Origin of the sequence: Bradyrhizobium hipponense, assembly GCF_008123965.1 — a bacterium.
Lineage (GTDB): Bacteria > Pseudomonadota > Alphaproteobacteria > Rhizobiales > Xanthobacteraceae > Bradyrhizobium > Bradyrhizobium hipponense.
In genome coordinates this window covers 1-11,013 of record NZ_VSTH01000128.1, presented here as the reverse complement: position 1 = coordinate 11,013, position 11,013 = coordinate 1, and the positions used below count along the sequence as shown (strand labels likewise).

At 64.0% G+C, this 11,013-nt stretch carries 12 protein-coding genes; 4 read left to right on the top strand and 8 right to left on the bottom strand.

Features of this window, described 5'->3' with window-relative positions; translation table 11 throughout:
• Positions 1 to 79: 79 nt before the first annotated feature.
• The 4 genes from FXV83_RS31865 to FXV83_RS31850 all read right to left on the bottom strand — a co-directional run bounded on the left by FXV83_RS31865 (position 80) and on the right by FXV83_RS31850 (position 3,381).
• On the bottom strand, positions 80 to 595 hold the full coding sequence (locus FXV83_RS31865) for a GNAT family N-acetyltransferase (RefSeq protein ID WP_148743545.1): 516 nt from the start codon (positions 593 to 595) through the stop codon (positions 80 to 82).
• 57 nt (positions 596 to 652) lie between these two features.
• Positions 653 to 1,588 carry a glycosyltransferase family 2 protein gene (locus FXV83_RS31860; RefSeq protein WP_148743544.1) on the bottom strand — a complete coding sequence of 312 codons (936 nt, stop codon included), beginning with the start codon at positions 1,586 to 1,588 and terminating at the stop codon, positions 653 to 655.
• On the bottom strand, positions 1,585 to 2,736 hold the full coding sequence (locus FXV83_RS31855) for a hypothetical protein (RefSeq protein ID WP_148743543.1): 1,152 nt from the start codon (positions 2,734 to 2,736) through the stop codon (positions 1,585 to 1,587). Before FXV83_RS31855 ends, FXV83_RS31860 begins: the two co-directional genes overlap by 4 nt.
• A gap of 153 nt (positions 2,737 to 2,889) precedes the next feature.
• Positions 2,890 to 3,381, bottom strand: a complete 492-nt coding sequence (locus FXV83_RS31850; RefSeq protein ID WP_148743542.1) for an NUDIX domain-containing protein — start codon at positions 3,379 to 3,381, stop codon at positions 2,890 to 2,892.
• Between the two features lie 92 nt (positions 3,382 to 3,473).
• On the opposite strand from FXV83_RS31850, the gene FXV83_RS31845 reads away from it, so the two are divergent.
• On the top strand, positions 3,474 to 4,358 hold the full coding sequence (locus FXV83_RS31845; protein WP_148743541.1) for a metallophosphoesterase family protein: 885 nt from the start codon (positions 3,474 to 3,476) through the stop codon (positions 4,356 to 4,358).
• A gap of 133 nt (positions 4,359 to 4,491) precedes the next feature.
• On the opposite strand, the gene FXV83_RS31840 is transcribed toward FXV83_RS31845, so the two are convergent.
• The 3 genes from FXV83_RS31840 to FXV83_RS31830 all read right to left on the bottom strand — a co-directional run bounded on the left by FXV83_RS31840 (position 4,492) and on the right by FXV83_RS31830 (position 7,106).
• Positions 4,492 to 5,046 (bottom strand): hypothetical protein, encoded by a 555-nt coding sequence (locus FXV83_RS31840; protein WP_187436301.1) that lies wholly within the window; start codon positions 5,044 to 5,046, stop codon positions 4,492 to 4,494.
• A 188-nt stretch (positions 5,047 to 5,234) separates the two neighbouring features.
• Complete coding sequence (locus FXV83_RS31835; RefSeq protein WP_008137787.1) at positions 5,235 to 5,444, bottom strand: DUF4170 domain-containing protein; 210 nt, start codon at positions 5,442 to 5,444, stop codon at positions 5,235 to 5,237.
• A gap of 21 nt (positions 5,445 to 5,465) precedes the next feature.
• Complete coding sequence (locus tag FXV83_RS31830) at positions 5,466 to 7,106, bottom strand: isocitrate lyase (RefSeq protein ID WP_148743539.1); 1,641 nt, start codon at positions 7,104 to 7,106, stop codon at positions 5,466 to 5,468.
• Between the two features lie 210 nt (positions 7,107 to 7,316).
• On the opposite strand from FXV83_RS31830, the gene FXV83_RS31825 reads away from it, so the two are divergent.
• On the top strand, positions 7,317 to 8,762 hold the full coding sequence (locus tag FXV83_RS31825; RefSeq protein ID WP_148743538.1) for a helix-turn-helix domain-containing protein: 1,446 nt from the start codon (positions 7,317 to 7,319) through the stop codon (positions 8,760 to 8,762).
• Between the two features lie 198 nt (positions 8,763 to 8,960).
• Here FXV83_RS31825 and FXV83_RS31820 read toward each other — a convergent pair whose 3' ends face one another.
• The gene (locus FXV83_RS31820; RefSeq protein WP_148743537.1) at positions 8,961 to 9,254 is read right to left on the bottom strand and encodes an antibiotic biosynthesis monooxygenase; all 294 of its coding nucleotides are present in this window, start codon (positions 9,252 to 9,254) and stop codon (positions 8,961 to 8,963) included.
• 231 nt (positions 9,255 to 9,485) lie between these two features.
• On the opposite strand from FXV83_RS31820, the gene FXV83_RS31815 reads away from it, so the two are divergent.
• Both FXV83_RS31815 and FXV83_RS31810 read left to right on the top strand, forming a co-directional pair.
• Positions 9,486 to 10,289: a hypothetical protein gene (locus FXV83_RS31815; RefSeq protein ID WP_148743536.1), complete on the top strand. Its 804-nt coding sequence runs from the start codon at positions 9,486 to 9,488 to the stop codon at positions 10,287 to 10,289.
• A 176-nt stretch (positions 10,290 to 10,465) separates the two neighbouring features.
• Positions 10,466 to 10,810, top strand: a complete 345-nt coding sequence (locus FXV83_RS31810; protein ID WP_148743535.1) for a hypothetical protein — start codon at positions 10,466 to 10,468, stop codon at positions 10,808 to 10,810.
• Positions 10,811 to 11,013: the final 203 nt, after the last annotated feature.

Here is an 11,013-nt window from a genome sequence, read left to right as displayed (position 1 = left end):
TCGGGATTGCTTCGCTGCGCACGCAACGACGGAGTGTATGGCGCAGCCGCGGCGCTTCCAATTCACAGCGTCGTAGCGCCTAGCCGCGCGCCTTGCTCCAGTCGGGGCCGACCGCGCCCGACACGCCCTCGAAGGCGCCTTCGATGAGCTCGAACACCAGGATGCGGGCGGCGTCGACCGGGCCGGGCATGGTGACACGACCCTTCGGCACCTGTTTGAAGCCGACGCGACTGTAATAGGGCTCATCGCCGACCAAGAGGACGATGGCGTGGCCTTTTTCCCTGGCGTCCTTCAGCGCGCGCTCCATCAACAGGCGGCCGACGCCGCGGCCGCGGAACGGCGGCTCGACCGTGAGCGGCCCCAGCAGCAGCGCCGGCGTCTCGCCGACCAGCACCGGCAGTTGCCTGACAGAGCCGACCAGCAGCGTGCCGATGCGGGCCGTGAAGGACAGCTCGAGCAGATGGTCGACATGCTCGCGGATGCGATAGGCGCTGAGCGCGAAGCGGCCGGGGCCGAAGGTGCGTTCGTGCAGCCGTTCGATCGCCTGGGCGTCGCCGGCGGCTTCGGGAAGGATGGTCAGTGAGAGATCGGTCATATCAATTCGCGGGATAGCATCTGGACGTGCCAAGGTCCATCGCAGCTGCGCCGACACTCAATTCCTTTTCAGCGCCGGTTGGGACAAATAAGCCAGCATCTTGATTTCCCGCCGCCCCCGCGTCACGGTATCGAGCACGAGCCCGGACGAGACCGACAACATCGCCATGATCATCAGCCCCATCGACAGGACGGCGGTCGGCAGCCGCGGCACGAGGCCGGTCTCGATGAAGGTGATCGCGACCGGGATCGAGAGCACGATCGAAACCGCGGCCAGCAGGATTCCAATGGCGGCGAAAAAGCGCAGCGGCCTTTCCGCGCGATAGAGCTTCAGCATGGTGCCGAGGATACGGAAGCCATCCCGCCAGGTATTGAGTTTGGAGAACGAGCCTTCGGGCCGCGCGTAGTAGGGCGTCTCGACCTCTGCGACCGGCAGCGACAGTTCCAGCGCATAGACCGCGAGCTCGGTTTCAATTTCGAAACCATCCGACAGCACCGGGAAGGATTTGACGAAGCGACGGGAGAACACGCGGTAGCCGGACAGGATGTCCTGGAAGTCGCGGCCGAATGTCCAAGCCAGGAAGCCGGTCAGCATGCGGTTGCCGGTCCGGTGGCCGAGACGATAGGCCGCCTGCGACCGGTCGATGCGAAGCCCGACCACCATGTCGAGATGCTCGTCGAGCAGCTTGTCGATCATGCGCGGGGCGGTCGGCGCATCGTAGGTCGCATCGCCATCGACCAGGAGGTAGACGTCGGCGTCGACGTCCGCGAACATGCGGCGCACGACGTGGCCCTTGCCCTGCCGTCGCTCGCTGCGCACGATGGCACCGGCGTCGCGCGCGGCGGCCGCGGTGCGGTCGCGCGAATTGTTGTCGTAGACGTAGATCTCCGCCGACGGCAGCGCCGTGCGGAAGTCGGCGACGACGCCCGCGACCGCCGTCTCTTCATTGTAGCAGGGCACCAGCACGGCGATCCGAAGTGACACGGTCGTCATCGCGGAATCGCCTCCAGGCTTGTCGGCTCGCGCCGGAGCGCCGCGGGCTCGTACGCATCTTCCGGCTGCATCAGCCAGGCGAACAATACGCTCCACAGCGACAGCATCGCGATCGGCACGACGTAATAGGGCGTGAAGATCGGGTGGCTCAGGAAGAAGACCAGGTTGACCGCGAGATTGCCGGCGACGACGAGTGCGACCTGCCGCACGCTGCCCCTGCCGATCAGCAACAGGCACACCGTCAAAGCGATGGCCAGCACGATCAGCACGAACTGCATGTCGCGGAGATATTGGCCGAGCACGGCGAAGTCGAAGGCCGGCGCGACCACGTCGGCGCTGCCGTAGGTCGTCGCAAGCGGACTGCCGGCATTGACGGCCTGGGCGATCAGTGTCGGCGCAATGCCGACGAGCACGGCGGCAGCGAAGCCGAGGCCCTGCACGAATGTGGCTGACGTGCGCGACCGCAGGAAGAGAATGCCGAGGAAGATGCAATAGCCGGCCACGAGCAGCGCATTCGGCAATCTGAAATTGACGGACGCGCCGAGCACGAGACCGATCAGCGCAGCCAGCAACACACCGCGCCTGTCCCTTGTCAGCCATAGTGCTGTCAGGAATCCCGCGATGGCGCAGACGGCCATGGTCGGCGCAACCGAATAGCTCGCCTTCGCTGGGTTGATCATGAGATACATGGCAAGCGCGCCAAACACACCCGCCCCCGCGATCGAAGGCGGCGTTCGCGCCATGAAGATGCCAAGCAGCGCAAGGCCGCAGACAATCAGGCTGGCGGCAAGATAGAGCGGCACCACCTGGTGGCCTTCCGGAAAGAGCGCCAGCAGGAATCCGGTACCCGGCGGATATTGGATCACGATCTTGCCGTTCGGCATCGGATTGTGACAAGGCCAGCGGATCGGATCGCCCCATTCGGGAAACGCGATCTTCTTCATCTTGCCTTCGAAATAGCGATCGTAGTCTAACAGGGCATTGGTGTTGAGCCCACCGATGCCGAAGCGCTGGAACAGATGCGCCTGCCGGAGATAGCAGATGTCATCATAGACCCCGCGCGCCTCGCTCCAGCGCGACATCGTGACGATGTTGCTGGCGAGGATCGCAAGGCAGATCAGGCCGAAGGCGAGCTTGGCAATCTTCATCCGGTTTCCGTGGCGTCCATTCGGGCGGATTACGTGATGAAATTAGTTTCGGATGGCTGTCAATGGTTCACCTCTCCCTACGGGAGAGGTGAACTGAGTTCTCGGCTCGCATTGGTTCAACCGAATCTCATCATGCTGTAGCACAGCCCGCCCTCACCGCCATGTCGCTGTCAGCGGCGAGCCGCCGAGCACTTCGGCGAGTCGCTGCCGCGTACCGGGCGTGGTATCCTCGGGCAGCGCGTCAGCCGGAAAGAACCCGCATTCGACGATCTCGCGGTTGGGCGCAGGCGGACGGTCCTGCTTGAAATGTCTGACTACGTAGACGGCGACATGGTCGCGGCGGGAGACGTGGCTGTTGAGAAAGATGCCGTGCAGCGCGGCCTCGCCGGTGAGATCGATATCGCCCTCCTCCTTGAGCTCGCGCCGCATCGCCTGCTCCATGCCCTCGCCCAGGTCGACGCCACCGCCCGGCAGATGCCAGCCGGCGACGTAGCTGTGCTTGACCAGGAACACTCTGTTGTCGGCGTCCAGCACCACGGCGCGGACGCCGAGGGTCATGCCGCGGACGAGCAGGAAATAGGCATGGAGGACTCGCCGCAGCAGCGGCTCGCATTTCCGTCGTATGCGGTTCAGACGATCCCCCATCAGGCTCCCTTGACGTCCCCTCTTAGGCTTCCCTTGCGCGTTGCGAGCGACCTTGCCATTACAGCGGGCGAATAGCGAGGCAACCGCGCGTCATGGCACCTTTCACGCTCGCCCATTTGTCCGACCCGCATCTGCCGCCGTTGCCGCGGCCGCGGCTGTTGGAACTCGCGGGCAAGCGCGCGCTCGGCTACGTCAACTGGACGCGCAACCGCCACAAGTACCAGCGCCGCGAGGTGCTCGACATGCTGGTCGCCGACATGCAGGCACAGGCGCCCGACCACATCGCCGTGACCGGCGATCTCGTCAATCTGGCGCTGGAGGCTGAATTCGCGCCGGCGCTGGCCTGGCTCGAAGGCGTCGGCCCGCCCGACCGCGTCACCGCCATCCCCGGCAATCACGATGCCTATGTCAGCGCGACGTCGCGCCGCTTCGCAGAGACGTTCCTGCATTACATCGCCGGCGACACGCCGGGTGCCGCGGCTTTCCCCGCTGTCCGCCGGCGCGGGCCTGTGGCGTTGATCAGCCTGTCCACCGCCGTGCCGACCCTGCCACTGATGGCAACGGGCACACTCGGACGCGACCAGCTCGCAGCGCTGGAGCAGGTGCTCGTGCAGCTCGCTGCCGAGGACGTCTTTCGCGTGCTGCTGGTTCATCATCCCCTGAAGTCCGCCGCACGCCAGAAGCGGATGACTGACGCGGCCGATCTGCTGGGGCTGTTGAAGCGCCATGGTGTCGAGCTGATCCTGCACGGGCACGACCATGTGCACTCGACGATGTGGTTCGACGGCCCCAACGGCAAGATCCCTGCGGTCGGCGTGCCTTCGGCTTCCGCGCTGGCGCATGGGCGCTACCCGGCGGCAGCATATAATCTGTTCGCGATCGAGAAGGACAATGCCGGCTGGCGCTGCGAGCAGACGGTGCGTAGCCTCGATCATGGATTTCAGATCCGTCAGATCAAGCAGGCGCGGCTGATTTAGTTCTACCGTCATTGCGAGCCAACGGGTCCGCGCGAAGCGCGGCCCGATGACAGGCTCCGCGAAGCAATCCAGAATCTCTCCGCGGCGGCAGTCTGGATTGCTTCGTCGCTTCGCTTCTCGCAATGACGACGTCTCACCAGCTCCGCAAGGCCGCCAGCACGGCGACGCCGAACAGAGCGGCTGCGCCGAGGATGAAGCCGAACACGAACGGCCAGAGACGGGAGCGGCGCGGCGGCACCGCGACCGCGGGCTTCGGCTCGGGCGGGATCACCATCGCATGCTCGCGCTCGATCATGCGGCGCGCGACATAGTCGGTCACGGCTTCGACGATCACGGCGGTGTCGTGCGATTCCGCCAGCACGATGCGGCCGAAACGGCTGTCCTGGACGAAGCGGTACAACCGCTTGTCGCGCCCCATCACGATGTGCGCGACGACGTCGATCCAGAGCCGCGGCGTGTCGCCCTGGCTGATGCCGCGGTCGAATAGGTCGATCTGCTCGGGAACCTGCGCGAACAGCGGATCGAGCGCATCGTTCAGGATCTCCAGCCGCGCCACCTCGGCGTCCCTGAGATCAACGACGACACCGGTGCGGTCGGCGGCCTCGATTCGCGCACGCAGCAGCGCGTCGCGCAGCCGCAGCGGGCGCGGCTGGCCGGGATGGGTCCCGCTGGTCTCAGGCTCTGACATTGTCGGCCTCGTCCTCACTCACCTCCGTTAACCTATCAGCAACCACAACGTCCGCAAAGGGTCCGTAAATCCAGATACTTACGCTGCCCACAGGCCGCTCTTGTGTGCCAAAAGCAGACGATCCCACCCGGCTTGCGCCGGATGGGACCATCCGTCCTTGGACGTTTTCTTGTTAGTTTAGGCAGCCGTCAGGCCGAGACCCGCGACGGCTCTTCCACGATCGAGAAGCGGACGCCGGCCTTGTGGCGGTTCTCTTCCGAGACGGAGCGCCAGGCATCCTCGGCTTCCTTGCGGGTCTTGAAAGGACCCTGCACCTGGGCCGAGCCTTCCACGAGCTTGTGGAAGTTCATCGAGCCGAACTCACCGCCGATCACCCAGAAATTGCTGCCTTTGGTCATTGTCAGTCTCCTGCTACCCGGTTAGCCGAACTGGTTCATCGTGTTGTGCGCGCCGCCCGCCTTCAGGGCGGCCTCACCGGCGAAATATTCCTTGTGGTCGTCGCCGATATCGGAGCCGGCCATGTTCTGATGCTTGGCGCAGGCGATGCCCTGACGGATCTCCTGGCGCTGAACGTTCTTCACGTAGCCCAGCATGCCCTGCTCGCCGAAATACTCCCTCGCTAGATTGTCGGTCGACAGAGCTGCCGTGTGGTAGGTCGGCAGCGTGATCAGATGGTGGAAGATGCCGGCACGCTTGGCTGAATCGGCCTGGAAGGTACGGATGCGCTCGTCGGCCTCGATGGCCAGCGGCGTATCGTCGTATTCCGGCTTCATCAGCTCGGCCCGATTGTACTTGCTGACATCCTTGCCGGCTTCCTTCATCGCGTCGTAGACCTGCCAACGGAAGTTGAGCGTCCAGTTGAACGAGGGCGAGTTGTTGTAGGCCAGCTTCGCGTTCGGAATGACCTCGCGAATGCGGTCGACCATCTTGGCGATCTGCTCGATATGCGGCTTCTCGGTCTCGATCCACAGCAGGTCGGCACCGTTCTGCAGCGAGGTGATGCTATCCAGCACGCAGCGGTCTTCGCCGGTACCGGGGCGGAACTGGTAGAGGTTGCTGGCCAGCCGCTTCGGACGCAGCATCTTGCCGTTGCGGTTGATGATGACGTCGCCGTTGCGGGCGTTGGCGGCCGTCACTTCCTCGCAATCCAGGAAGCTGTTGTACTGGTCGCCAAGGTCGCCCGGCTTGTGGCTGACGGCAATCTGCTGCGTCAGACCAGCGCCGAGCGAGTCGGTACGGGTGACGATGATGCCGTCCTCGACGCCGAGCTCAAGGAACGCGTGGCGGCAGGCGCGGATCTTCGCCAGGAACACCTCGTGCGGCACGGTCACCTTGCCGTCCTGGTGGCCGCACTGCTTTTCGTCCGAAACCTGGTTTTCGATCTGAAGCGCACAAGCGCCCGCTTCGATCATCTTCTTGGCGAGCAGATAGGTCGCCTCCGCATTGCCGAAACCGGCGTCGATGTCGGCGATGACGGGGACGACGTGGGTCTGGAAGTTGTCGATCTTTTCGATCAGCTCCTTCTCGCGGGTCTTGTCGCCTTCCTCGCGCGCCTTGTCGAGGGCGCGGAAGATGTCGTTGAGCTCGCGCGAGTCGGCTTGGCGCAGGAAGGTGTAGAGCTCCTCGATCAGCGCCGGCACCGAGGTCTTCTCGTGCATCGACTGATCCGGCAGCGGGCCGAACTCGGAGCGTAGCGCCGCGATCATCCAGCCCGACAGGTAGAGGTAACGGCGATCGGTCTTGCCACCGAAATGCTTCTTGATCGAGATCAGCTTCTGCTGCGCGATGAAGCCATGCCAGCAACCGAGCGACTGGGTGTATTTGGTGGGATCAGCGTCATAGGCCGCCATGTCGGCGCGCATCAGCGCCGCGGTGTAGCGGGCGATATCCAGGCCGGTCTTGAAGCGGTTCTGCAGACGCATCCGCGCCACGGCCTCGGCGGTGACGCCGTTCCAGGTCGGCTGTTTCTTGAGGAGCGCTTCGGCCGCCTCAACCTCGCTCTGATACGACGCCGGTCCCTTAATGGCTTGGTCGCTGATCCCGCGCGGTTGGAAGTTCATGTCCTATCCCTTCGTACGTTCGACAATCTTGACAGTGCATTGCGAAATGCGTGGCAAGAGCTAAACGCGAGAAAGCGAAGTTCGTATAGAGGGCTTGTATTTGAATGGTGATGTCATGTAACATCGATACATGTACTATATGTCACTTTGTAAATATTGTAAACATATAGGTCAAGATGTCTGTCCTTGGCCCCTCGGGAGACCCCTTAAATGGCCGCCGATTCCGGGAAGAAACTGTTCGTCGGCCCGCGGTTCCGGCGGATCCGGCAACAACTGGGGCTGTCGCAGACCCAGATCGCCGAGGGGCTCGGGATCTCGCCGAGCTATGTCAACCTGATCGAGCGCAACCAGCGCCCTGTGACCGCGCAGATCCTGCTGCGGCTGGCCGAGACCTACGACCTTGATCTGCGCGACCTCGCGACGGCCGACGAGGACCGCTTCTTCGCGGAGCTGAACGAGATCTTCTCCGACCCGCTGTTCCGCCAGATCGACGTGCCCAAGCAGGAGCTGCGCGATCTCGCCGAACTCTGCCCCGGCGTGACGCATGCGCTGCAACGGCTCTATGCTGCCTATACCGAGGCGCGCCAGGGCGAGACGCTGGCGGCGGCGCAAATGGCCGATCGCGACATCGGCACGCGCTACGAGGCCAATCCGGTCGAACGCGTGCGCGAGCTGATCGAGGCCAACCGCAACTATTTCCCGGAGCTCGAGCAGGCTGCCGAAACTTTGCGCGATGAATTGAACGTGCCGGCCGAAGGGCTGTATGCCGCGCTCGTCGCGCGTCTGCGGGAAAAGCATTCGATCCAGACCCGCATCATGCCGGTCGACGTGATGCGCGAGACGCTGCGGCGCTTCGACCGCCACCGCCGTCAGCTTCTGATCTCCGAACTGGTCGATCCGGCCGGCCGCGCGTTCCAGCTCGCCTTCCAGCTCGGGCTCGGCGAATGCGCGCAGCATCTGGAGGCTATCATCGGCCGCGCCGGCCCGCTCGACGACACACCGCGCCGTCTGTTCCGCATCACGCTCGGCAATTATTTTGCGGCCGCCGTGATGATGCCCTACCCGGCCTTCCTGGCCGCAGCCGAAGCGCTCAACTACGACATTCACCTCTTGGCGCAGCGCTTCAATTCCGGGTTCGAGCAGGTCTGCCATCGGCTCACCACCCTGCAGCGGCCGAACGCGCGCGGCATTCCGTTCTTCCTGCTGCGCGTCGACAATGCCGGCAACGTGTCGAAGCGCTTTTCGTCCGGCACTTTTCCGTTCTCGAAGTTCGGCGGCACCTGCCCGTTATGGAACGTGCACTCGACCTTCGACACGCCGGATCGCCTGCTGAAGCAAGTGATCGAGCTGCCCGACGGCACGCGCTATTTCTCGATCGCGCAGATGGTGCGCCGGCCGGTGGTGCCGCATCCGCTGCCGCAACCGCGCTTCGCGATCGGCCTCGGCTGCGAGATGCGTCACGCCGCGCGCCTCGTCTACGCCTCCGGCATGGACCTGGAGAAGACGGAAGGTACGCCGATCGGCGTCAATTGCCGGCTGTGCGAGCGCGAAAACTGCGCCCAGCGCGCCGAGCCGCCGATCACGCGCACGCTGATCCTGGACGAGACCACGCGGCGGGTGAGCTCGTTTGCGTTTTCGAATGCACGGGAGCTGTGAGAGCGGCTGCGTGTTTGGTGGAAGGCGAGCTCTACAACCTCGGTGTCGTCCCGGCGAAGGCCGGGACCCATAACCACAGGATCGTGTTTGGCGAAGACTGGTAACTCCGATCTCGCGCCACACTACTCCCTGGGGCTATGGGTCCCGGCCTTCGCCTGACCTTCGCCGGGACGACATGGGAGAGAGCTCGCGCTTGCCTCACGCCAGCGTATGCACGATCACCGGGCCTGCGGCGGCGCTTACGTGTCCGGCGAGCAGCGGACCCAGATCCTTCTCGATCCAGGCGATCGCGCGCCGATTGGCCTCCTCCGCCTGCTCGAATTTGTCAAAGATGGAGATCGCGGTCACCGTGTCGTCGCCGGCATAGACGACGTAGTAGGCCCGAAAACCGTCGACGTCGCTGATGATCGGAACGGCGCCGTCCTTGATGCGGCGCGCCAGCTCTTCCGCGCTCCCGCTTTTCGCCTTGGCCTGACGGATGGCGGCATACATGGCATCCTCCTCCGGCTGCTTGAATAGGGGCTTGGTGCCCATCCCCGATGTTACGCCGAAGCGCCGACCCGGGATACCCTCCTTGGTTAACCCGGGACTAACTTGCCCCCTGCGGTCTGCAACGAACGATTAAGCACGCCTCAACATCGGCGCCTTAGTCTCGCCTCACTCACTTTTCGCAAACGACGATCGCCTATTCTGCCGCGCGAGAGTGACACCAGGGGGTTCATCATGCGCGTTGCGCTGCTGCTGACCGCGACGATTATCGGCGCGCTCTTCGCCAATCCATGCAATGCCGGGCCGCCGGAAGCTGACGCAGCGCAGCCATTGCCGCCAGGCTTCCAGAGCTACCGCGGCTACATGTTCGACCTGTCGGAGAACAGCGACCGCAAGGACGTCGACAAGCTCACCGACAATCTGAAGCGCCAGATCGACGTGGTCGAAGGCGCCGGCCTGTCGCCGCGCGTGTTGCGTTTCTTCCGTACCGTGCCGATCGTCGCGAGCGAGCTCGCCTGCCTCGACGAGGGCGCCGCAACCGCGTGTTACGGCCGGGTCGCACCGAACGTCGAGCGCCGCGTTCCGCGCATGCTGACCGTGTGGGACCATGACAAGCAGCAATGGACCAATCCGAACGCCGTCGATCTCGCGGTCGATTCCGGGCTCGGCGTGATCATGCTGCGGCCGGACATGATGCGTTACGAAAAGGAAGCCGTGCTGCTGCACGAGCTGTTGCACGCCTATCACGCCCGGCTGTTGCCCGATGGCTACGACAACAAGGGCGTTCGGGCCTACTACGCCTATGCCAAGTCCAAGGACGTCCTGCCCAAGGAAGCCTACGCGCTGAAGAATCACATGGAGTTCTTCGCCGTCACCGCCAGCATCTTCCTGGCCGGAAAGAGCGAATTCCACGATCCCAAGTCCCGCGAAACGCTCAGGGAGAAGATGCCGGACTACTACAAATATCTGGTCGGCGTGTTCGGCTTCGACCCCGACCCTCAGGCCGCGTCGAGCGGACCGGTCGCCTCGCTGAAATAGGACAAGAGCGCGCTCCTGCGCCAAAGCACATCCAGGGCCGCGCAACTAGCGCGGCCCTTCTTGTTTTGATAACCGGAAGATGCGGATGACGCAGGTTCGGGAATTGCCAAGCCGGGGCCTGATCTGCATAGTCCCGCGCATCGATTTGGTGACTGTTTCGAAGAGGATAGAAGAACATGGCGGACGCCGACCTGGATGTCGTGATCCGGCAACTGGCCAGACAAGTGCATAGCGGCCTGATGACCCGTGCCAAGGAGCGGCGGGACCGCTTCAACGCACTGGCGGCCAAGGCCAAGGGCAAGGACACGAGCGCCCGCTTCAAGACGATGGCCAAAGCCACCATGGAGCAGGCCACCGCGGCTGCCAGGCGCCTCCAGATGTCCGCCGACAACGTCGCCGACAGCTATGCACGCGCGATGCGGATCGCGGCCAACGCGCCGGTCGCTGTGAAGGCGGAGAAGAAGCCGGCAAAGGAGAAGCCGGTGAAGAAGGCTGCGAAGACGAAGAAGAAAGCGAAGTAGCGCGATCCTTCTTCCTTCTCCCCTTGTGGGAGAAGGTGGCGCGAAGCGCCGGATGAGGGGTTGCTTCCTCGAACTCACTGCGAAAAATTCTCGCGCGGACGGAACCCCTCACCCGTCTCGCCGCTTCGCCATAGCCGATGCGAAGCATCGGCGCTCTAAGGACGGCGGCCCAAGGCCGCCTATGCCACCCTCTCCCACAAGGG